The organism is Streptomyces sp. NPDC050564, from assembly GCF_044457265.1.
Lineage (GTDB): Bacteria > Actinomycetota > Actinomycetes > Streptomycetales > Streptomycetaceae > Streptomyces.
The window spans coordinates 306,089-327,062 of the sequence record NZ_JBITGS010000006.1 but is presented as its reverse complement, the minus strand read 5'-3'; the positions used below and the strand labels follow the sequence as shown (position 1 = coordinate 327,062).

Annotated in this window: 22 protein-coding genes and 1 pseudogene; 11 read left to right on the top strand and 12 right to left on the bottom strand. The window is 70.9% G+C overall.

Features of this window, described 5'->3' with window-relative positions:
- Positions 1-93 precede the first annotated feature (93 nt).
- From ACIBK0_RS12650 to ddaH, 3 genes are all read left to right on the top strand, one after another.
- Positions 94-1,452 carry a multidrug effflux MFS transporter gene (locus ACIBK0_RS12650; protein WP_399078614.1) on the top strand — a complete coding sequence of 453 codons (1,359 nt, stop codon included), beginning with the start codon at positions 94-96 and terminating at the stop codon, positions 1,450-1,452.
- Positions 1,407-2,579 carry a serine hydrolase domain-containing protein gene (locus tag ACIBK0_RS12645; protein WP_399078701.1) on the top strand — a complete coding sequence of 391 codons (1,173 nt, stop codon included), beginning with the start codon at positions 1,407-1,409 and terminating at the stop codon, positions 2,577-2,579. The genes ACIBK0_RS12650 and ACIBK0_RS12645 overlap by 46 nt, the downstream gene beginning before the upstream one ends.
- Before the next feature lie 324 nt (positions 2,580-2,903).
- Entirely contained in the window at positions 2,904-3,725 is an 822-nt protein-coding gene (ddaH, locus tag ACIBK0_RS12640; protein WP_399078612.1) for a dimethylargininase, read from the top strand.
- On the opposite strand, the gene ACIBK0_RS12635 is transcribed toward ddaH, so the two are convergent.
- Positions 3,722-4,714: a small ribosomal subunit Rsm22 family protein gene (locus tag ACIBK0_RS12635; protein ID WP_399078610.1), complete on the bottom strand. Its 993-nt coding sequence runs from the start codon at positions 4,712-4,714 to the stop codon at positions 3,722-3,724. The two genes, ddaH and ACIBK0_RS12635, sit on opposite strands and share 4 nt — an antisense overlap.
- A gap of 251 nt (positions 4,715-4,965) precedes the next feature.
- Between ACIBK0_RS12635 and ACIBK0_RS12630 the strand changes: the two genes are divergently transcribed.
- Positions 4,966-5,592: a TetR/AcrR family transcriptional regulator gene (locus tag ACIBK0_RS12630; protein WP_399078607.1), complete on the top strand. Its 627-nt coding sequence runs from the start codon at positions 4,966-4,968 to the stop codon at positions 5,590-5,592.
- On the opposite strand, the gene ACIBK0_RS12625 is transcribed toward ACIBK0_RS12630, so the two are convergent.
- Entirely contained in the window at positions 5,562-6,512 is a 951-nt protein-coding gene (locus ACIBK0_RS12625) for a glycerophosphodiester phosphodiesterase (RefSeq protein ID WP_399078604.1), read from the bottom strand. The two genes, ACIBK0_RS12630 and ACIBK0_RS12625, sit on opposite strands and share 31 nt — an antisense overlap.
- A 226-nt stretch (positions 6,513-6,738) precedes the next feature.
- On the opposite strand from ACIBK0_RS12625, the gene ACIBK0_RS12620 reads away from it, so the two are divergent.
- Positions 6,739-7,473 (top strand): bifunctional DNA primase/polymerase, encoded by a 735-nt coding sequence (locus tag ACIBK0_RS12620; RefSeq protein WP_399078602.1) that lies wholly within the window; start codon positions 6,739-6,741, stop codon positions 7,471-7,473.
- A 117-nt stretch (positions 7,474-7,590) separates the two neighbouring features.
- On the opposite strand, the gene ACIBK0_RS12615 is transcribed toward ACIBK0_RS12620, so the two are convergent.
- From ACIBK0_RS12615 to ACIBK0_RS12595, 5 genes and pseudogenes are all read right to left on the bottom strand, one after another.
- Positions 7,591-8,613, bottom strand: coding sequence for a hypothetical protein (locus ACIBK0_RS12615; protein ID WP_399078600.1), 1,023 nt, complete (start codon positions 8,611-8,613; stop codon positions 7,591-7,593).
- Positions 8,570-9,445: an iron uptake transporter permease EfeU gene (gene efeU / locus ACIBK0_RS12610; RefSeq protein ID WP_399078598.1), complete on the bottom strand. Its 876-nt coding sequence runs from the start codon at positions 9,443-9,445 to the stop codon at positions 8,570-8,572. Before efeU ends, ACIBK0_RS12615 begins: the two co-directional genes overlap by 44 nt.
- Before the next feature lie 3 nt (positions 9,446-9,448).
- Positions 9,449-10,738: an iron uptake transporter deferrochelatase/peroxidase subunit gene (efeB, locus tag ACIBK0_RS12605; RefSeq protein WP_399078596.1), complete on the bottom strand. Its 1,290-nt coding sequence runs from the start codon at positions 10,736-10,738 to the stop codon at positions 9,449-9,451.
- An 11-nt stretch (positions 10,739-10,749) separates the two neighbouring features.
- Positions 10,750-11,898: an iron uptake system protein EfeO gene (gene efeO, locus ACIBK0_RS12600; RefSeq protein ID WP_399078594.1), complete on the bottom strand. Its 1,149-nt coding sequence runs from the start codon at positions 11,896-11,898 to the stop codon at positions 10,750-10,752.
- A gap of 158 nt (positions 11,899-12,056) precedes the next feature.
- Positions 12,057-12,362: pseudogene (locus tag ACIBK0_RS12595) on the bottom strand (hypothetical protein); the annotation flags it as partial.
- A gap of 64 nt (positions 12,363-12,426) precedes the next feature.
- On the opposite strand from ACIBK0_RS12595, the gene ACIBK0_RS12590 reads away from it, so the two are divergent.
- Positions 12,427-12,585, top strand: a complete 159-nt coding sequence (locus ACIBK0_RS12590; RefSeq protein ID WP_399078714.1) for a hypothetical protein — start codon at positions 12,427-12,429, stop codon at positions 12,583-12,585.
- Positions 12,578-13,222, top strand: coding sequence for a PhzF family phenazine biosynthesis protein (locus ACIBK0_RS12585; RefSeq protein ID WP_399078592.1), 645 nt, complete (start codon positions 12,578-12,580; stop codon positions 13,220-13,222). The genes ACIBK0_RS12590 and ACIBK0_RS12585 overlap by 8 nt, the downstream gene beginning before the upstream one ends.
- A 117-nt stretch (positions 13,223-13,339) precedes the next feature.
- Here the strand turns inward: ACIBK0_RS12585 and ACIBK0_RS12580 are convergent, their stop codons facing one another.
- Together ACIBK0_RS12580 and map are read right to left on the bottom strand one after the other, a co-directional pair.
- Positions 13,340-14,026 carry a heme oxygenase (biliverdin-producing) gene (locus ACIBK0_RS12580; protein WP_399078590.1) on the bottom strand — a complete coding sequence of 229 codons (687 nt, stop codon included), beginning with the start codon at positions 14,024-14,026 and terminating at the stop codon, positions 13,340-13,342.
- A gap of 187 nt (positions 14,027-14,213) precedes the next feature.
- Positions 14,214-15,071 (bottom strand): type I methionyl aminopeptidase, encoded by an 858-nt coding sequence (map, locus tag ACIBK0_RS12575; protein ID WP_399078587.1) that lies wholly within the window; start codon positions 15,069-15,071, stop codon positions 14,214-14,216.
- Between the two features lie 58 nt (positions 15,072-15,129).
- Here map and ACIBK0_RS12570 point away from each other — a divergent pair, with 58 nt between their 5' ends.
- Positions 15,130-15,366: a hypothetical protein gene (locus ACIBK0_RS12570; RefSeq protein ID WP_399078585.1), complete on the top strand. Its 237-nt coding sequence runs from the start codon at positions 15,130-15,132 to the stop codon at positions 15,364-15,366.
- Positions 15,367-15,545: 179 nt separating this feature from the next.
- Here the strand turns inward: ACIBK0_RS12570 and ACIBK0_RS12565 are convergent, their stop codons facing one another.
- Positions 15,546-16,853: an MFS transporter gene (locus tag ACIBK0_RS12565; RefSeq protein WP_399078583.1), complete on the bottom strand. Its 1,308-nt coding sequence runs from the start codon at positions 16,851-16,853 to the stop codon at positions 15,546-15,548.
- A 494-nt stretch (positions 16,854-17,347) separates the two neighbouring features.
- Entirely contained in the window at positions 17,348-17,962 is a 615-nt protein-coding gene (locus tag ACIBK0_RS12560) for a hypothetical protein (RefSeq protein WP_399078580.1), read from the bottom strand.
- Between the two features lie 105 nt (positions 17,963-18,067).
- On the opposite strand from ACIBK0_RS12560, the gene ACIBK0_RS12555 reads away from it, so the two are divergent.
- From ACIBK0_RS12555 to ACIBK0_RS12545, 3 genes are all read left to right on the top strand, one after another.
- Positions 18,068-19,141 (top strand): exo-alpha-sialidase, encoded by a 1,074-nt coding sequence (locus ACIBK0_RS12555; protein WP_399078577.1) that lies wholly within the window; start codon positions 18,068-18,070, stop codon positions 19,139-19,141.
- Between the two features lie 37 nt (positions 19,142-19,178).
- Positions 19,179-19,883, top strand: coding sequence for an NADPH-dependent F420 reductase (npdG, locus tag ACIBK0_RS12550; protein WP_399078575.1), 705 nt, complete (start codon positions 19,179-19,181; stop codon positions 19,881-19,883).
- Positions 19,884-19,959: 76 nt separating this feature from the next.
- The gene (locus ACIBK0_RS12545; RefSeq protein WP_399078573.1) at positions 19,960-20,139 is read left to right on the top strand and encodes a hypothetical protein; all 180 of its coding nucleotides are present in this window, start codon (positions 19,960-19,962) and stop codon (positions 20,137-20,139) included.
- Here ACIBK0_RS12545 and ACIBK0_RS12540 read toward each other — a convergent pair.
- Positions 20,129-20,929 carry a site-2 protease family protein gene (locus ACIBK0_RS12540; RefSeq protein WP_399078571.1) on the bottom strand — a complete coding sequence of 267 codons (801 nt, stop codon included), beginning with the start codon at positions 20,927-20,929 and terminating at the stop codon, positions 20,129-20,131. The genes ACIBK0_RS12545 and ACIBK0_RS12540 overlap by 11 nt on opposite strands.
- Between the last annotated feature and the right edge of the window lie 45 nt (positions 20,930-20,974).

Sequence of the window (20,974 nt, the reverse complement as noted above, 5' to 3'; positions counted from 1 at the left end):
TGTGATGCCGTGTGATGCCGTAGTTCCATGACCCCGAACACTGTGTTCGAACTGAGAGCATAGGTGGCGGATTACTCGGAGAGGGAGGGGCACATGCCCGAGCGTGGCCGCACCACGCGGGGAGAGCGGTTCGAGCGGGAGGAAGCCGGCCCGGAGGGGCACATAGCGAACACCACGCTGGCCGGCGTATCGGAAGCGGCGCCCAAAGCGTCGGACACCGGCGCCCTCCGCCGCACCGGACTCCTCGTCACCCTGATCCTCGGCGGCCTCACCGCCACGCCCCCGCTGGCGATGGACATGTACCTCCCCTCGCTTCCGGAGGTCACCCAGTCGCTGCACGCCCCGGCCGCGACCGTGCAACTCACGCTCACCGCCTGCCTCGCGGGCATGGCGCTCGGACAGCTCGTCGTCGGCCCGATGAGCGACAGATGGGGCCGCAAGCGGCCCCTCGTCGCCGGTCTCGTCGTCTACATCGTGGCCACCGCACTGTGCGCCCTCGCACCGAACGTCGAACTCCTCGTCGCCTTCCGGCTCGCGCAGGGCCTCGCGGGCGCGGCCGGAATCGTGATCGCCCGCGCCGTCGTCCGCGATCTGTACGACGGCGTGGCGATGGCCCGGTTCTTCTCCACCCTCATGCTGATCTCCGGCGTCGCCCCGATCATCGCGCCCCTCATCGGCGGCCAGATCCTGCGCTTCACCGACTGGCGGGGCGTATTCGTGGTGCTCACGGCGGTCGGCATCGCGCTGACCGCCCTCGTCTGGTTCCGGCTCCCCGAGACTCTCGCACCGGCCGAACGGCACAGCGGTGGCGTCGGTGAGGCGCTGCGCGCCATGCGCGGACTGCTGGCCGACCGGATCTTCGCCGGATACATGCTCGCGGGCGGGTTCGCCTTCGCCGCACTGTTCGCGTACATCTCGGCGTCGCCGTTCGTCGTGCAGGAGATCTACGGCGCCTCCCCGCAGACGTTCAGCCTGCTCTTCGGCCTCAACTCCGTCGGTCTGGTGATCGTCGGCCAGATCAACGGCAAGGTCCTGGTCGGCCGGGTCAGCCTCGACAAGGCGCTCGCCGTCGGCCTCGCGCTCATCGCCCTCGCCGCGACCGCGCTGCTGCTGATGTCCACGGGCGCCTTCGGCGAGGTGGGGCTGGCTCCAGTGGCCGCCGCCCTGTTCGTGCTGATGTCCTCGATGGGCCTGGCCATGCCCAACACGCAGGCCCTCGCCCTCATGCGCGTCCGGCATGCCGCCGGCTCCGCGTCCGCCCTCCTCGGCACCTCCTCCTTCCTCATCGGCGCGATAGCCTCGCCCCTCGTCGGCATCGCCGGGGAGCGCACCGCTGTCCCGATGGCCGTCGTCCAGCTGGCCGCAGTACTGGTGGCCATCGCCTGCTTCGTGGGACTCTGCCGCCCCTGGCAGACGGGACGCACATCGGACGGAAAGGCGGCGGACAGCTGAGCGCACCGAGACTGCGCACCGACACACCCGAACGGGCCGGGCTCGACCCCGAAGAACTGCGTCACCTCGTACGGGAGGTCCGCTCCCTCACGCGCGGACCGGACCCCTGGGCGGCCGGTGTGGTGGTGATCGCGGGGCGTGGCCCGGTCGTCGCCGTCGAGGCGGCGGCGGGGTGGGCGGTGCGCTACGCGACCTACGACGAGGCGACGGACAGGGGGGTCGAGCTGCCGCCCGCGGCGCGGGTGCCCATGACCGTCCACACACCCTGCGACCTGGCCTCCCTCACCAAGCTGTTCACCGCGGTCGCTGCGGTGCAGCAGCTGGAGCGCGGCACGCTCGGCATCGACGCGCGGGTGGGCGCGTATCTCCCGGAGTTCCGCGCGGCCGCCGCCTACGGCATCACCGTACGGCAGCTGCTCACCCACACCTCCGGGCTGCGCCCCGAACTCCCGCTGTACGACTGCCCGGACGACGCCGCACGCCTGGCACTGCTCCGCGCGGAGGCCCCCTCGTCCGAACCGGGCGAGTACCTGTACTCGGACGTGAACCTGCTCCTCCTCCAGTACGTCCTGGAGCGCATCACCGGGCGCACGCTCGACGTCATCGTCCGGGACTGCATCACGCGGCCGCTCGGCATGACGGCCACCGGGTTCGGCCCCTGCCCGGGCGCGGCGGCCACCGAGGACCAGCGGCGGCCGTGGGCCAAGGCCGACCGGGGGATGCTGCGGGGTGTGGTGCACGACGAGAACGCGTGGGCGCTCGGTGGGGTGGCGGGCCACGCGGGCCTCTTCTCCACGGCTCACGACCTGGCGATCTTCTGCCGCACCCTGCTGGCCGGCGGCTCCTACGGCCCCGCCCGCATCCTCGGCCCCGACTTCGTCGAGCTGATGCTGACCCCGCCCGGCCTCGGCTTCGCCATCGACCAGCCCTGGTTCATGGGCGCCCTGGCGGGGCGCGGCGCGGCGGGGCACACGGGCTTCACGGGGACATCGCTGGTGCTCGACCCGGCGACGGACACCTTCCTGGTGCTGCTGGCCAACACCGTGCATCCGCGGCGCCGCCCGGCGGACAACGCGCCGCGCGCGGCGGCGGGGACGCGCCTGCGGCGGGCGGTACGGGGGGCTTGAGGGGTGGGTTTTTCGCCCCCTCCGCCCCTGCCCGTCCGGTACCAGCCTTTCGGCTGCGGGTGGGTGGGGGCTGGTCGTGCAGTTCCCCGCGCCCCTAAAACCCGACCGGCCTTTCGGGTGCGGGTGGGTGGGGGTTGTTCGCGCCGTTCCCCGCGCCCCTAAAAGCTGCGCAGTCCCCAGGTACGGGACGGGCAGGGGCGGAGGGGGGCGAGGAAACCCCCCGCCCGGACACAACCCATTCGCCTCCCGCCCGGCGGGCACCCCGCGGCGCACCATGGGCATCAACTGCATCAACTCCCCCTGCGGTTGAGTAAGGAGCCCTCCTTGCACCCTCCCCGCCGCGCCACGCCCCGGCGCTATCTCATGTGCCCGCCCGCGCACTTCGAGGTCACGTACGCCATCAACCCCTGGATGAACCCCGCCAAGCCGGTCGACGTGCCGCTCGCCGTCGCCCAGTGGGAAGGCCTCCGCGACCGCTACCGATCGCTCGGCCACACGGTCGAGGAGCTCACCCCCCGCCCCGGCCTGCCGGACATGGTCTTCGCGGCGAACGGCGCGACCGTCGTGGACGGCCGGGTGCTCGGCGCCCGGTTCGCGTACCGCGAGCGCGAGCCGGAGGCGGCGGCCCATCTGGAGTGGTTCCGCGCGCGCGGCTTCGTGCAGGTGCGGGAGCCGGTCCACGTCAACGAGGGAGAGGGCGACTTCGCGGTCACCGCGTCGTACGTGCTCGCGGGCCGCGGCTTTCGCGCGAGCCCTCTCTCGCACGGCGAGGCCCAGGAGTTCTTCGGCCGCCCGGTGATCGGACTGGATCTCGTCGACCCCCGCTACTACCACCTGGACACGGCCCTCGCCGTCCTGGACGACACGGCGGACGAGGTCATGTACTACCCGCCCGCGTTCTCCCCCGGCAGCCGCGAGGTGCTGCGCCGGCTGTTCCCCGAGGCCCTGATCGCCACCGGCCAGGATGCCGCCGTGTTCGGCCTCAACGCGGTCTCGGACGGCCTGCACGTGCTGCTTCCGCAGGCCGCGACCGGCCTGTTCGACCCTCTCCGGGACCGCGGCTTCGAGCCCGTCGGCATCGACCTCAGCGAACTCCTCAAGGGCGGCGGCAGCGTGAAGTGCTGCACGCAGGAACTGCGGAACTAGTCTTCCGCGGCCGGTGGCCAGGCGTCGCCCCACTCCGCGTCACGGGCCGCCCGGTACAGCGGTCCGTGGCGCTTGGTCACGGTCTCCCGGCGCAGCGACGGCTCGGTCTCGCAGAGATCCAGGAGTACTTGGCCCTTTCGGATCTGCGGCTTGCGTACGACGCGGGAGGAGGCCGGGGCCGGCGGGAAGCGGGTGGCGGCGACGTAGCTGAACTTCTCGTCCTCGTACGGCAGGGAGCCACCCTTGACCTGGCGGTGCAGGGAGGACCGGGCCACCCGGGCGGAGAAGTGGCACCAGTCCTCGCCGGGGACGATGGGGCAGGCCGCGCTGTGCGGGCAGGGGGCGGCGACGTGGAACCCGGCACGGATGAGGCGGTCGCGGGCCTCGATGACGCGGGTGTAGCCGTCGGGGGTACCCGGCTCGATGACGACGACGGCCTGGGCGGCGGCCGCGGCGGCGTCCACGACGGAGGCGCGGTCGGCGTCGGTGAGCTCGCCCAGGACGTAGGACACGGTGACGAGATCAGTGCTCTCGATGGTGAGCGCCGATCCGATACGAGAGCGGTGCCATTCGGCGTTCTTCAACTCCGGGTTCGCGGCGGCGATTTCCCGGCCCAGCGCGAGCGCGGGCTCCGCCCAGTCCAGCACCGTCACCGGACGGGCGCCCTCCCAGGTCGCGTTCACCGCCCAGGTCGCCGCGCCCGTGCCGCCTCCGACGTCCACGTGGCTGCCCGGCGCCCATCCGGGTACCGCGTCCGCGAACGCCTCCAGGGCCGTGTGCACCGCCTCGAACGTGGCGGGCATGCGATAGGCGGCGTACGCGACCACGTCCGAGCGGTCGCGGAGGATCGGGGTGTGCGTCGGGGTGGTCCCCCGGTAGTTGGCGATCAGCCGCTCGACCGCCTGCGCGGCGGCCTTCGGCGGCAGCCCGTCGAGCAGCCCGGCGAGGGCGGTGCGCAGGGTGTCGGCGGGGGTCAGGGGGGCGTTCACCCGGTGATTCTACGGTTGGCCGGGGCGTGGCTCGGAGCGGTGTTTCGCCCTCCGCCCCTGCCCGTCCCGACCGGCCTTTCGGCTGCGGTTGGGTGGGGGTTGTTCGCGCAGTTCCCCGTGCCCCTGAAAGGGGCGCAGCTCCCAGGGACGGGACGGGCAGGGGCGGAGGAGGCGAAAAACCGTTGCCCCAGCCGTCGCACCCCCCGCCGGAGGCGAGACGTACCGTATCGTCGCCCTGATAAGTTCCCCCCATGGCCGAAAAGCCCAAGCCCAAGCCCACCCCCGACGCCACTCGCCGCAGCGAGAAGTCGCGTCGCGCGATCTACGACGCGGCCCTCGCCCTCGTCGGCGAGGTCGGCTATCCCAAGACCACGATCGAGGGCATCGCGGCCCGTGCCGGAGTCGGCAAGCAGACGATCTACCGCTGGTGGTCGTCGAAGGCGGACGTGCTCCTCGACGCCTTCATGGACCTCGGTGATCAGGCCGCGCGGGCGGCGGGGCAGGAGCCGTACGAGATCCCGGACACGGGGGATCTGGCCGCCGACCTCAAACTGGTCCTGCGCGCCACCGTGGACGAGCTGCTGAACCCGAGGTTCGAGATCCCGGCGCGCGCCCTGACCGCCGAGGGCGTGGTCAACGAACGGCTCGGAGCGGTGTTCGTCAGCAACCTCCTCGAACCTCAGCTCCAGCTGTACGTGACGCGGTTGCGCTCGGCGCAGGGCAAGGGGGACGTACGCCGGGACGTCGACCCCCGCATCGCCCTGGAACTGTTCGTCTCCCCGCTGGCCCAGCGCTGGCTCCAGCGCACCGGCCCGATCTCGTACGAGTACACCGACACGCTCGTCGACTACGCGCTCTTCGGCCTCGCCCCGCGCTGATACGCGCTCTTCGGCCTCGCCCCGCGCTGATACGCGCTCTTCGGCCTCGCCCCGCGCTGATACGCGCTCTTCGGCCTCGCCCCGCGCTGAGTGGCCGAGGCTGCCGCCAAGCGGCCCGGCGCGTCCGTGACGATGCCGTCGCAGCCCAGCCGGAGCGCCCGGTCGCGCTGGGCCGGAGTGATCACGGTGTGCGCCCACACACGCGGGACGCCGGATGTCACGGCCCGTACGAGATCGACGTCACGCGCCTTGTAGTCGACGTCGAGGACGTCGACGAACGACCTCCAGCGCTCGGGGTGGTCGGTGCGCATCTGGGCCGCCGACCGCCACAGCTGGCTGAGCAGGCCCAGCCGGTGGGCGCGCCGGGCCACTTCCGGGTCGTTGGAGTTCACGAACGCCGAGCGGGTCAGACCGCGGTCGCGGATCATCGCGGCGAGTGTGCCCAGACTCTTCGGGTCCTTCGCCTCCAGCGTCAGCACGATCCGCCCGCCGAAGCGGTCCAGCACCTCGGCGACGGTCGGCGGCCGCTCCGGGTGCCGGCTGCCGGGTTGTGCGTTCCTGGGGCGCAGCCGCACGCTCCGCCACTGCCGCAGGCTCAGGTCCCGTGCCGCTCCACGCGTGTAGGTCGTGCGGTCCAGGGTCGCGTCGTGCATGACCACCACGGTCCCGTCGCGCAGCGTGCGGGTGTCGAAGTCGAGCACCTGCGCCGTACCGCGCCGGTACGCGGCCGTCAGGCCCGACATGCTGTTCTCCAGCACTTCCCGGGCGCCGCCACGGTGAGCGACATAGGTCACGCGGGGGAGAGCGTCCACCGTCAGCGGCCCCGCCCCCCACTCCAGTGGAGACGGCGGGCCGCCGGGCCCGGTGAGGGCGAGCGAGGTGAGACCGGCGAGACCCAGGAACGCAGTCCGTGTGAGCATGGCGACCACGGTAGGGGGACGAATCCCGCAAAAGTGTGGAATGACACCCGATCCGGGCCGGGGAGACGCGTCTCCCCACCCACCCCGGATGTGGGCTCTGGCCACCCGGGGCGCAGGATGGTGGGACGATAGAGCTTGGTGATGTCTTGCAGATGGCCTTTTGAAGGCCTGTTGTCGGCACGCGGTGAAGGCCCGTTGTCGGCACGAACGGCTAGGCGAGGGGAAGATGAGCGCAGACTTCGGCCGCCGTTCCGGCGCGCAGGGCAGGATCTCCCAGTGGCTGCGCGGACGCCGGCCGAAGGATCCTGTGGAAAGCGCTGACGGCGGGCGTGAGGCCCTGCTGCTCGCCGCGGCCGCCGCGGGGCTGCCGCTCGCACAGGCCGCGTACCCCTCCGGCTACCGGTGTTCCTGTGACCGCGTCGGCTGTCCCACTCCCGCGCGCCACCCCGTCTCCTTCGCCTGGCAGACGCAGTCCACGACCGACCGAGCGCAGATCGAGCGGTGGGCCCGGCATCAGCCGAAGGCCAACTTCATCACCGCGACCGGCATGGTGCACGACGTTCTCGACGTGCCGCTGGACGCGGGGCGCGAGGCGCTGGAACGGTTGCTCGCCTCCGGCATCGAGGTCGGGCCCGTCGCGGAGTCGGGCGGCGACCGGATGCTCTTCTTCACGGCCACGCGGGGTACGCCCGAGGACGAGGACGAGTGGTGGCCCTGCGAGCTGGACTGCCATCCCGAGACGATGGACGAGCATCCGGGACTGCGGTGGCACTGCCGTGGCTCGTACGTCCTTGTCCCGCCGGCGCGGTTGCCGGGTGACCTGACGGTGGAGTGGGTACGGGGGCCGGAGCACGCCCTGCCGGATCCGCTGACGCTCCTTGAGATCCTGACCGACGCGTGTGCCCGTTACGCGGGCGAGAACGAGTCGGACCAGCTGGCCGCCTGGCCCCACCGGGGCTGAACTCCGACGCACGGCGCCGGTGGCTGCGCCCGGCCTTCCCCCACGCTCTCGGCTTCGCCCGAACAGGGGAGACCCCCAGCGCCGTGCGCAATGACTGCCCACAGCCGTGAACAGCCGCTACTCGCCCTCCGCCCCCGTCAACCCCTCGATCCGTCCCAGGATCGCCACGCCCTTGCCGGCCGCGTTCCTCGGCGGGTCCAGGGCCGCTTGGTTGGAGATGAACTCCAGGGTGAGGGACTGCTTGATCTCGCCGGTCGTCAGGGCCTGGACGTCGGCGCTGGGGGTGGGGATCGCGCTGCCCGCCGCGGCGGTCTGCTTCTCGTAGCGGTGGGTGGTGAAGAAGACCAGGGCCCCGCCGTCCGTGGTGCGCAGGCCCACCGGGGCGTAGCCGCCCGAGCTCAGCGGCTCGTCGATGTACTGCCGGGCGAGGCCGGGCTTGCTGGCGAACTTCTTGCGCTGGGCCCGCCACTGCGAGGTGTGGGTGCCCGCGGCGAAGCCGTCGCCGCCGGCCTTCAGATACGTCGCATACGACTGGCTCAGCTTCTCCGGCTCGATCGCCAGGGCCGCGTCGTCCGCCGTGACCGGCTCGGCCCAGCCGGCGTCGTCCTTCTTGAACGTCGGTACGTCGTCGGCGGCGAGGACGGTCAGATACGAGACCTGCCACACGTCGTTCGCCCCGGAACGGGTGAAGACGAGCAGCCAACGGCTGGTCGGCAGGCCCTTGTTGGCCGCGGTGTCGGCCACGAACCAGCGCGGCCAGCCCGCCTTCTCGGGTATCACGAACTTGGCATCGCTGAACGTCAGCGGCGAATGCGCCGGATTTCCGCCCGGGTTGTTCTTGTGCCCGGCCTTGAGCTTGGCGCCGTCGATGTCGGCGAGCGGCCCTGCCACCCGGTCCGCGTCCAGCGAACTGTCGTACTCCTTGTCCGCCTTGTTGTAGGCGGTGGTGAAGTCCTTGAGCGCGCGGGCGGCCTCGGCCCGGGTCGCCGCCGGTACGACCTCCCGCTCGCCGTGCACCACCACGCAACCGCTCGCTGTCAAGGACAGAACGGTCACCGCCCCCGTTGCCAGGGCGAATTGGCTCAGACGGTTCGGACTACGAAGCCTTCGAGGGCTGCGACCCGCGCGATCCCTGCTCATCAGGTACCTTCACCTTCCCCTTCCCGGAGGCGAACCCTACCGGGGCGAGGAAGATCGCGAGTGTCGGGACCAGGTACAGCGCCCACACCGTGACCTGGAGGACGGTCGGGTCCGGCTGGAAGTTGAAGACGCCCTTGAGCAGGGTGCCGTACCAGCTCGTCGGATCGATGGTGTTGCTGATGTCGAAGGCCAGGCTCGTCAGGCCCGCGATGAAGTCGGCCTCCTGCAGGTCGTGGACGCCGTACGCGAGCACACCCGCGGCGACGACGACGAGCATGCCGCCGGTCCAGGTGAAGAACTTGGCGAGGTTGATCTTCAGCGCGCCCCGGTAGAAGAGCCAGCCGAGGAAGACCGCGGTGGCCAGGCCCAGGGCGACGCCGACCAGGGGGCGCGGCGTGCCGTCGCTGGCCGCGTGCACCGACGCCCACACGAACAGCGCCGTCTCCAGGCCCTCCCGGCCGACCGCCAGGAACGCGGTCGCCACCAGCGCGCCCGTGCCCATCGCCAGCGCCGCGTCCAGCTTGCCGTGCAGCTCGGACTTGAGGTGCCGGGCGGTGCGCCGCATCCAGAAGACCATCCACGTCACCAGGCCCACGGCGAGGATCGACAGCGAACCGCCGAGCGCCTCCTGCGCCTGGAACGTCATCTCCTGAGAGCCGAATTCGAGCGCGCAGCCGAAGCCGAGCGCCAGCGCGACCGCCACGCCGATGCCGATCCAGATCGGCTTCAGGGCGTCCCGGCGGTCGGTCTTCACCAGGTAGGCGATCAGGATGCAGACGACGAGGCTGGCTTCCAGACCCTCGCGCAGGCCGATCAGATAGTTGCTGAACACGGGCTACGCCTCCTTGGAGAACAGCGCGCGGCCCCACCAGTCGTCCTTGTCGCGGACGCCGGGCGGGACGGCGAAGACCGCCGAACTCACATGCTGGATGTACTCGTTGAGCGCGTCGGAGCGCGACAGGTTGCGCTGCAGCGGGATGAAGCCCTTGCGGACGTCACGCTGGTAGGCGAGGAAGAACAGGCCCGCCTCCAGCCGGCCGAGGCCGTCCGTGCCGTCCGTGAAGGAGTAGCCGCGGCGCAGGATGGTCACCCCGTTGTTGGAGTCGGGGTGCGCGAGCCGCACATGCGCGTCCGGCTTCATCGCCTTCAGGAACGGCTTGTCACGCTCCTTGGCCTTGCCGACCGGGGCGCCCTCGCCCTTGTCGCGGCCGAAGACGTCCTCCTGCTCCTGGAGCGAAGTCCGGTCCCAGGTCTCGATGTTCATGCGAATGCGTCGGGCCACGAGGTACGAGCCACCGGTCATCCAGCCGGGGCCGTCACCCTCGCCGACCCACACGAACTTCTTCAGCCGGTCCGTCTCGGTGCCCGCGATGTTGCGGGTGCCGTCCTTGAAGCCCATCAGGTTGCGCGGGGTCTGCGCGTCCGGCGTCGTCGACGAGGTCTTGCCGAAGCCGAGCTGCGACCAGCGGATGGCGACCTTGCCGAACCCGATGCGGGCGAGGTTGCGGATCGCGTGCACCGCGACCTGCGGGTCGTCCGCGCACGCCTGGATGCACAGGTCGCCGTTGCTGCGGGCCTTCTCCAGGTTGTCGCCCGGGAACTTCGGCAGGTCGACCAGCGCCTCGGGACGCTGGTCCCGCAGCCCGAACTTGTCGAACAGGGAAGGCCCGAAGCCGATCGTCAGCGTCAGCCGCGACGGCTTGAGGCCCAGCGCCTCACCGGTGTCGTCCGGCGGCGCCTCGGCCAGACCGCCGTACGCGCCCTCGCCGACCGCGTGCCCGGCGGTGATCCGCCGCGCGGCCTCGGTCCAGTCCTTGAGCAGCTGGACGAACTCGGCGCGGTCGTCCGTCTTCACGTCGAACGCGGCGAAGTGCAGGCGGTCCTGCACGGCCGTGGCGATGCCCGCCTGGTGCGTGCCGTGGAAGGCGACCGCGGCGCCCGTCTCGGCGGCGGTCGGGTCGACGTCGTTGCCGGTGCGGGTCATCGCCACCGCGCCGCCGGCCGCGGCGGCACCGAGCGCGAGACCCGCGCCGCCCCAGCCGATCAGCGAACGCCGGGAGGGCGAAGAGCCGGTGGTGTCCTCGGTGGCTTCCGTGGTGTCCGTGGTGTCCGTGGTGTCCGTCATGGTGGCGGCTCCTACTTCACTACGGCGGCGGCGAGCTTGGAGAGGGGCTCGGCGAGCGCGTTGACCGCGTCCGAGAGCTCCTTGCGGTCGGCATCGCCGACCTTGTCGTACGAGGTGAAGTCGTACGAGGTCTTGTCCGTGCGGTATTTGTCGAGCAGCGTGTTCAGCGCCGTGAACTGCTTGTCGAGCTCCGTCGTCAGCGCGGCGTCGTTCTCCTTGGCGACCGGCTTCAGCAGCTCGTACGCCTCCTGCGCGCCCTCGACGTTGCCCTTGAAGTCGCTCAGGTCGGTGTGCGAGTAGCGGTCCTCCTCGCCGGTGACCTTGCCGGTGGCGACCTCGTCGAGCAGTTCCTTGGCGCCGTTGGCCATGGAGGTCGGGGTGATCTCGGCCTTGCCGACCCGCTTCTGCCAGTCGGTCAGGTCCGTCACCAGCTGGTCGGCGAGCTCCTTCTCGCGGTCGCCGATCTTCTTGTCCTGCCAGAGGGACTTCTCCAGCCGGTGCCAGCCGGTCCAGTCCGTGGCCGGATCCTGGCCGTCCTCCAGACCGTCCTCGCGCACGTCGACCTTCGGGTCGATGTCACCGAAGGACTCCGCGACGGGCTCGGTGCGCTCCCAGCCCAGGCGGGAGGTGGCGAACTCCTTCTTGGCGGCCTCGATGTCGCCGGCCTTGATGGCCTTCGCGAACGCCTCGGCCTTCGGCAGCGTCTCGTCGGCCTGAGTCTGCGCGTACTCGCGGTAGGCGGCGACGGCCTTGTCCAGGCGCGGGTCGCGCTGGGCGACCTTGCCGCCGGTGACGGTGAGCTTCTGGCGGACGCCGTGGCCCTTCATGCCCGGGCGGCAGGCGATCTCGTACGAGCCGGCCTTGACCTCGGCCGTCAGCGTGTACTTGGTGCCCGGGCCGATGTTCTCCTTCTCGGAGACGATCCGGTCGTCCGGGAAGACGATCTCGACCTCGGTGGCCTTCGAGCCCTTGTTCTCGATCTTCAGGGTGACCTGGCCGGCCGGGACCGACTTGGCGGAGGTGTCGCACTTGGAGTCGGCGGCGGTCACCTGGATCGCGTCGCCGCTCTTGGCGTCGCTCTTCTCGGTGCAGCCCGTGACGGCGGTCAGAGCGGCCGCGGTGGCGGCAGCGGTGACAACTGAGAGTCGGACGGCTCGCATTCAGGCTCCAAGAGAAGAATCGGACAATCCGCACGGCGGGGCCCGTGCCGGCTTGGTGAGGCTGGCCTAACTTATCTGAGGCTTGCCTCACTGATACCCACCGGTCCGGTGATTCAGCTCTCACAGAGGCTGTACAGGAACGGCTTGATCACGGCGGCTCAAAACAAACCCCAAGGAATGGTCAAGCGCAGGTCAAGTCTCGGATGTGGAGTGATCAGTGCCGCACCGGTCCTGGGGTTCGGGAACACCTCCACCGGCCGGCGATGGGCGTCGCTCGGCAAGCCGCCGGTGCGGACCTCGGCCGGCGGACCGTCGGCCGCGACATGACCGGCGCACAGAGTCGCCACCCGGTGTGCGTATGCGTCCGCCGGCCCCGGATCGTGCAGCACCACGACCACGGCGTCCCCGGCATGCGCCCTTTCCCGGCACACCCCCAGTACCAACTTCTGGTGCCTCAGCTCGAGTTCGGGCGCCGTCCAGTGGGCCGCAGAGCGCCCGTGGACGCGTACGACTCGCTCCGGGAGTGGCGTGGAGCGGCAACGGGCCGTGCTGGAACGGGCGTACGGCGATGTGATGTCCACGCTGCCGTACGAGCACGGCCGCACCCGCTCCTGGCCCCTGCCCGGCGGTCCCGCGGCCTGGGACGCGCTCGCGGCGCGGGTGATGTTTGAATGCCGGAGTGACTGACTACGACGTGCTGCGGGTCTTCTGCGGACCCGGCGGCGGGTATGGCAATGAGCTCGGTGTCGTGCGTGAGGGTTCGGTGATGCCGGATCGCGAGGAACGGCAGGCGTTCGCCGCGAAGCTCGGGTTCAGCGAGACCGTGTTCGTGGACGACCCCGAGCGTGGGGTCATCGACATCTACACGCCGACGCTGCGGTTGCCGTTCGCCGGACATCCGTGCGTCGGGGTGGGGTGGCTGCTCGACGTGCCCGAACTGGTCACCCCTGCGGGAGTGGTGGGGGTACGGCTCGACGGGGAGTTCAGCTGGATCGAGGCGCGGGCGGAGTGGGCACCGACGCGTACGTTGCGGCGGTACGGGTCCGCCGCCGAGGTCGACGCGCTGGCCGTCCCGGCGCCGGGTGAGTGGATCTACGCCTGGGCCTGGGAGGACGAGGCCGCGGGGCGGGTGCGGGCCCGTGCGTTTCCCGGGCGGGACGACGGGATCGAGGAGGACGAGGCGACGGGGGCGGCGGCGCTGCTGCTGACGGATCGGCTGGGCCGGGCGCTGAACATCGTGCAAGGCGTGGGCTCGCAGATCCTTACGGCGCCCCAGCCGGGAGATTGGGTCGAGGTCGGGGGCCGAGTACGACTGGAACGGTGAGGGTAACGGTGAGGGCTTTCCGCCCCTGTTTTTCAGGGCGCGGGGAACTGCGCTACCAGCCCCCACCCACCCGCGCCCGCAGTGCAGCCCACGGGCCCCGGGCGGAGCCCCTGACGTTCACGCGCTGAGCGGGAACTCCTCCCCGAGCGCACGGAAGACCCCGATGTTCAGGGTGAACGCCCACTTGCACTCGGCGACGATGCGCTGCTTCTCCAGGTCGTCGGCGCGAACTCCGTCCAGCAGTTCGCGGTAACCGCGCTTGAACGCGGCCGGGTTGGTGATGTCCTCGAAGACGTAGAAGCGGACGCCGTCACCCTTGCGGGCGAAGCCCCAGGTCCGCTCGGCCCTGCCACGGATGATCCGGCCGCCCGAGAGGTCGCCGAGGTAGCGGGTGTAGTGGTGGGCGACATAGCCGCCGGGCCACGTCCGGGCGCACTCGGTGACACGGGCCGCGTAGGCCCGGGTCGCGGGCAGGGCGGTGAGCGTCGCGCGCCAGCCGGGGCCCCGGAGATGGGCCAGATCGCGCTCCAGGGCGGCGCGGCGCAACAGCTCCGGCCGTACGAAGGGCCCGGCCACCGGATCGGCCGCCAAGCGCTCGGCGTCCGCCTCCAACGCCTCGTACACGAACCACAGTTGCTCGGTGTAGCGCGCGTACGCCTCGACGCCCAGCCGGCCGCCGAGCAGATCGCTCATGAACGTCGAGGTCTCCGCCTGCGTGTGCTGCTCGTGCGAGGCGGTGCGGATGAGTGTCGAGAAGGAGGTGCTCGACGTGTCCGTCGTGCTCGACGTGTCCGTCGCGTTCATGATGCCTCCGGAGCCGAAGAGCGAGGACGAAAGTCACCCCGACCTTCTATGGTTAGGCTTACCTAAGTTAATTGGTTCCCGACACTCTGTCGGTAAAACCGTACCTCGATTTCCGATCAAGGCCACATGCGAAAGCCCGCCCTGTGGACAGGGCGGGCTTTCGCATGGACGAGGGCTCTGCGAGGGACTACGGCAGGGTCAGGATCTCCGCCCCGCTGTCCGTCACCACCAAGGTGTGCTCGAACTGGGCCGTACGCTTCCGGTCCTTCGTCACGACGGTCCAGCCGTCGTCCCACATGTCGTACTCGTGCGTGCCGAGCGTGAGCATGGGCTCGATCGTGAAGGTCATCCCGGGCTGGATGACGGTCGTCGCGTGCGGGCTGTCGTAGTGCGGAACGATCAGCCCGGAGTGGAAGGACGAGTTGATTCCGTGGCCGGTGAAGTCCCGCACCACCCCGTACCCGAACCGCTTCGCGTACGACTCGATGACGCGCCCGATGATGTTGATCTGGCGGCCGGGCTTGACCGCCTTGATGGCGCGGTCGAGGGACTCGCGGGTCCGCTCGACGAGCAGCCTGCTCTCCTCGTCGACGTCGCCGACCAGGTACGTCGCGTTGTTGTCGCCGTGCACCCCGCCGATGTACGCGGTCACGTCCAGGTTGATGATGTCGCCGTCCCGCAGGACCGTGGAGTCGGGGATGCCGTGGCAGATGACCTCGTTGACGGAGGTGCACAGCGACTTGGGGAATCCGCGATAGCCGAGAGTCGAGGGGTAGGCGCCGTGGTCGCACATGTAGTCGTGCGCCACCCGGTCCAGCTCGTCCGTCGTCACACCCGGCGCGATGAGCTTTGCGGCCTCGGCCATCGCCTGCGCGGCGATCCGCCCGGCGATCCGCATCGCCTCGATCGTCTCGGGCGTCTGCACCTCCGGTCCGGTGTACGGCGTGGGGGCGGGCTTGCCCACGTACTCGGGACGCCGGATGTTTCCCGGGACGGGACGGGTGGGAGAGAGCTCCCCTGGTACGAGCAGCGACTGGCCAGACATGCCAGCGAGTCTAACCAGCGGGCATGGGGCACCATGTCCGTGGCGAAAGGAGCCGGTCATGGCCCTCTTCAAGAAGCGCACCGTCGGCAAACCCGGCGAGTGGTACTACTGCCTGGAGCACAAGAAGGTCGAGGAGGGCCCCGACTGCCCGGGCAAGGACCGCTTCGGGCCGTACGCCTCCCGCCAGGAGGCGGAACACGCGATGGAGATCGCCCGCGAGCGGAACCTCGAGTGGGAGACCGACCCCAAGTGGCATGACGCGCCGGGGGCGACATCGGGCTCGGAGGACGACTGAGGCGGACGGCTGCGTGGCGGGCGCCGATGACGGGTTGTGGCGGGGGCGTCGTGGTGCCTGCGACGGGCTGAGGCCCGGTCGTCCTGGTGCCGGCGACGGGGCGAGCCGAGGTCCGTCGGTAGGCGAGTGTCACGGGCGGTGCCGGTGGGAAAACGACGGCCCGGCCGCCAGGCCGGCCGTCAAGCCACCGCCTGCCGCGCGGAGCGCAACCGCACCGCATGCTCATTCGTCCGCACGTCGTACGCCATCAGCCTCGGCAGGCACAGTGCCAACAGCCCCACCGCGCCGACGCACATCAGGCCTCCCGACCAGATGGACGCCCGCACGCTCGTCCACGCCGCCATCCCGCCCGCACGGACCTGACCGAGCTGAGGCCCGACCGAGTACGAGAGCAGCTCGATCCCGGCGAGCCGCCCCCGCAGCTCGTCCGGGATCGTCTGGTTCCAGATGGCGGCGCGGAAGATCCCGCTGACCATGTCGCAGCAGCCGCCGATCGTGAGGAAGAGCAGCACCAGCCAGACGTTGCCCACGACACCCGCGGCCGCCATGGCGAGCCCCCACAACGCCGCGGCCAGCGCGACCATCCGCCCGTGCCGGTGGATGCGCGAGGTCCACCCGCCGGTGAGGCTCACCAGCAGCGACCCGGCCGGCACCGAGGCGTACATCAGGCCGAGCGACCACTGGGCGTCGAGCTCGTCCGCGAGGAACGGCAGCAGCGCGAGCGGCATGGCGAAGAACATCGCCCCGAGGTCGATCGCGTACGTCCCGAGCAGCTCCTTGCGGCTCCACGCGTACCGCGCGCCCTCGGCGATGGACCGCAGCGACGGCTTCGCGGCCTCGTGCGCGGCGGGCGACGCGGCGATTCCCACGACCATCACCACCGACATGACGAAGGTCACCAGGTCCACGGCGTACGCCCAGCCGAGCCCGGCGTACGCCACCACGACACCCGCGAGCGCCGGGCCCGCGACGCCGCCCACGGTCCAGCGCAGCGAGTTGAGCGAGGCGGCGGCCGGCAGGTCTTCGTGGGCCACGATCCGGGGTGTGAGCGAGTCAAGGGCGGGCCGCTGGATCGCGCCGAGCGCGGAGGAGAGCCCCGCGACCGCGTACAACGGCCACACCGCCGGCTGCGGCACCAGCGCGTTGACGAGCAGCGCGGCGCACAGCACGCCCTGCCCCGCCTCCGTGTAGACGATCAACTTCCGCTTGTCCAGGGCGTCGGCGAGCGCCCCGCCGTACAACCCGAACACGACCAGCGGCACCAGCTCCACCGCGCCGATCGCTCCCACCGCCACCGCCGACCCGGTCAGCACCTTCATCTGCACCGGCAGCGCGACGAACGTCAGAAAACTCCCGAAGTTCGTGATCAGCCCGGCCACCCAGAGCCGCCGAAAGTCGGCGGACGCCCGCCAGGGGGCGAGATCGGGGAGCAGCGCACGGAGCCAAGAGGAGGGGACGGGCGCGGATGCGGGGGCGTCGTCGGTCACGACGGGTCATGCTCGAGGGAGGCCTGGGCGAGGGCAACTGCTTTTCGGCGCGGAGGTGGCAGGGGTCGGCGCGGACGGCGTACGCGTGCGTCGGGGGAGGCGCCTGTGACGTGTCCACCGAAGCCGCCCCCAGGCCGGCGTTCAGCCGAGGCGGTGTCCGGGCCGGCGTTCGGCTCGTCGGCCGAGGCTGTCCCTCGGGCCGGCCGAGGACTTGCCGGCCGAAGCCGCCCATCGGCCGATCCAGGAGCTGTCCGCCGAAGGCGGGAAGGCACCCGAGGCGGGTGGGCAGGCGGAAAACCGTCGCGAAGCGGCGAGGGTGTCCGCCGAAGGCGGGGGACGAGACCGAGTCGAGTGGGTGGGCGGGCATCCGTCGCGAAGCGGCGAGAGTGTCCGCCGAAGGCGGGGGACGAGACCAAGTCGGGTGGGTGGGGGTAGGTGGGCGGGAAACCGTCGCGAAGCGGCGAACACGGCCGCCGGACGACGGCAGCCGCCGACTACCACCGAGCAGACGGCGGCGCCGTCAACTGATCCGCGAGCCGTGACAACCGGTCACGGAACCGCCGTCGCCCCCGCGGCGAGGGCAGCGCGTTCTCCCCGGCCGCCGCACTGACAAGATGCTGCACGGTATCGAGATCGAGCTCGGGCTCAGCCGGTACCGCGAGCGACTCGTGGGCCAGAGCCGGCAGCTCACGGTCCCCCGCGGCATCCCCCGCGGACAGCGCCAGTACCGTCGCCCCGGCCCGCCGCGCGTCATGGACCCGCTCCAGCAACGGCGCTCCGGGCGCGCCCGGCGACACCACAAGCAGCGTCTCTCCCCGCCGAGCCGCGTCGATACGCCCCAGCCCCACCGCCAGGTGGGCCGGATCGGACTCCCGCGCCCCGTGCCGCACCAACGTCGGCGACAGCTCCGGTGTCCCCGACCACGCCGCCTCGTCCACGAGATGCGCGGCGAGATGCCACGGCTCGTACTCCTCGGTGCCGACCAGCAGCAATCCGCCCCCGTACGACACCACGGACCCCCGCAGCGCCCCCGCGAACCGTCGCGTGGCCCCCAACCACTCGGTTCCGGCGAGCACTTCGCGCAACAACGCGACCCGTACGGCATCCATGCGCACGCATCTTGCCGCAATCGGCCACTCGTGACCCGGAGTTCACCACGAATTCGCCCGAGTTGGGCAGAGGCCCGCATCAGCGGTCACATAAGGAGTCAGCCCATGACAGAAGCGAGCACCCCCTTCCGCGCCGGCCGCGAAGGCTATGCCGGCTTCCGGATCCCCGCGGTCGTCGCCACGGCTACGGGCACGCTCCTCGCCTTCTGCGAAGGCAGGGTCGACTCCGTGCAGGACCACGGCAACATCGACATCGTGCTGAAGCGGTCGTCGGACGGCGGCCGCACCTGGGGTCCGCTCCAGGCGGTCGCCAAGAACGGCGACAACCTCGCGGGCAACCCGGCGCCCGTCGTCCTCGACACCGGCCGCGTCCTCCTCGTACACGTCCGCAGCGCGGCGACCGCGAGTGAGGACGCCCTTCTGCGCGGCAAGGTGAAGGCTGCCGACGGGCGGCGTGTCTGGGTGCAGCACAGTGACGACGACGGGCTCACCTGGTCGAGCCCGAAGGAGATCACCGCACAGGTGAAGAAGGCGAGTTGGCGGTGGTACGCCACCACGCCCGGGCACGCCATCCAGCTCACCACCGGCCGCGTCGTCGTCCCCGGCAACCACACGCTCCCGCCCACCGGCACGGACAACGGCACCGAAGCGAAGTACAACAGCGGCCACTGCCTGCTCAGTGACGACCGCGGCGAGACCTGGTACCTCGGCTACATCGACGAGAACACCAACGGCTACATCAACGCGAACGAGACGACCGCGGCCGAACTCCCCGACGGGCGTGTCTACTTCAACACCCGCAATGACTCCCCGTCCCCCGGCAACCGCGCCGACTCCCACTCCCGCGACGGCGGCAAGAGCCTGCAGAAGCCCTTCCGCCCGCAGGCAGGCCTTGTCACCCCCGTCGTCCAGGGCAGCCTCCTCCAGCTCCGCGACCCCGACCTGCTCCTCTACTCGGGCCCCGCCGACCCCGCCTTCCGCGCCCTGATGACCGTGCGCGCCAGCACGGACGGCGGCAGCACCTGGCGCCCCGCCGCCACACTGGACGGACTGCCCGCCGCGTACTCCGATCTCGTACGCGTCGACGCGACGACCGTCGGCCTCCTCTACGAGACGGGCGACTTCGGCGCGTACGAGACGATCACCTTCCGCCGCATCCCGGTGACCGCCCTCACCTGACGCCCACGGTCGCGATCCGCGCACGTAAAGTCGGGCCATGACCTCTACTGACAGTGCACAGAAGGCCCCCGCCAAGGACCCCTGGGACCTTCCCGAGGTGTCCGGGCTCGTCGTCGGCGTGCTCGGCGGCACCGGGCCCCAGGGCAAGGGACTGGCCTACCGGCTCGCCCGGGCCGGCCAGAAGGTGATCATCGGCTCGCGGGTCGCGGAGCGCGCGCAGGGCGCGGCCGAGGAGCTCGGGCACGGCGTCGAGGGCGCCGACAACGCCGAGTGCGCGCGGCGCAGCGACATCGTGATCGTCGCCGTGCCGTGGGAGGGCCACGGCAAGACCCTCGAATCGCTGCGCGAGGAGCTGGCGGGCAAGCTCGTCGTCGACTGCGTCAACCCGCTCGGCTTCGACAAGAAGGGCGCGTACGCGCTGAAGCCGGAGGAGGGCAGCGCCGCCGAACAGGCTGCCGCCCTGCTGCCCGACTCACGCGTCACCGCCGCCTTCCACCATCTCTCGGCCGTTCTCCTCCAGGACCCGGAGATCGAGGAGATCGACACCGACGTGATGGTCCTCGGCGAGGAGCGCGCCGACGTCGAGATCGTGCAGGCCCTCGCCGGCCGCATCCCGGGCATGCGCGGCGTCTTCTCGGGCCGCCTGCGCAACGCCCACCAGGTCGAGTCCCTGGTCGCGAACCTGATCTCGGTGAACCGGCGCTACAAGGCCCACGCGGGCCTGCGGGTGACGGACGTATAGCGCCTCACGGGCATGGGGGACACTGGACGCGTAGCACTCGTCACTCGTCCGCAATGTCCGTCAGGAGCCACCCCCCATGCCCCGCCTCGCCCTCTATGCGCTCGCCGTCTGTGTCCTCTCCGTCGCCGCGGCCGTGGTCTCCTTCGTCCAGGGCAGCTGGCTGGGGATCGTGTGGGTGCTGCTGGCGGGCCTGTCGTCCAACATGACGTGGTACTACGTCCGGCGTGGCCGGGGCGGAGCGTCGGTCAGCGGCTGACAGTGCAGTACTCGTTGACACCGTCCCAGAAGCGGTACAGGTCCTGGCCGCAGTAGCGCTGGACGTCGTCGATCCCCAGGGCGCCCAGGATCGAGTAGATCGCGTCGAAGAACACGCTGTTCACCGACGGAATCCACAGAATCGCGAACACCGCCAGCAGCCCGAACGGCGCGAACGGCTCCACCTGGCGACGGATGTTGTACGACAGCCAGGGCTCGATCACGCCGTAGCCGTCCAGGCCCGGTACCGGCAGGAAGTTCAGGATCGCGGCCGTGACCTGGAGCAGCGCGAGGAACGCCAGCGCGTAGCGGAAGGCGTCCGGGACGCCGTCCAGGGCGTGCAGCCAGAACGGTGCGGTGCAGACGACGGCGAAGAGGACGTTGGTCAGCGGGCCGGCCGCCGAGATCAGGCTGTGCTTCCAGCGGCCCTGGATCCGGTTCCGCTCGATGAAGACCGCGCCGCCCGGCAGACCGATCCCGCCCATGATCACGAAGATCACCGGCAGCACGATGCTCAGCAGCGCGTGCGTGTACTTCAGCGGGTTGAGCGTCAGATAGCCCTTCGCGCCGATCGAGATGTCGCCGCTGTGCAGGGCGGTGCGCGCGTGCGCGTACTCGTGCAGACAGAGCGAGACGATCCAGGCGGCCGTCACGAAGAGGAACACGGCCACGCCGGGCTGCTCGGCGAACCCGGTCCAGGCCGCCCAGCCGGTCACCGCCATGACGGCCACGATCCCGACGAAAACGGGACTGATCCTCCGGTCGCTGCTGCGGGTCGCGGCGGTGGTCATGGGGCTCCCTGGACTGCTGCTCATGGGGTGGGACTGCCCGACCGT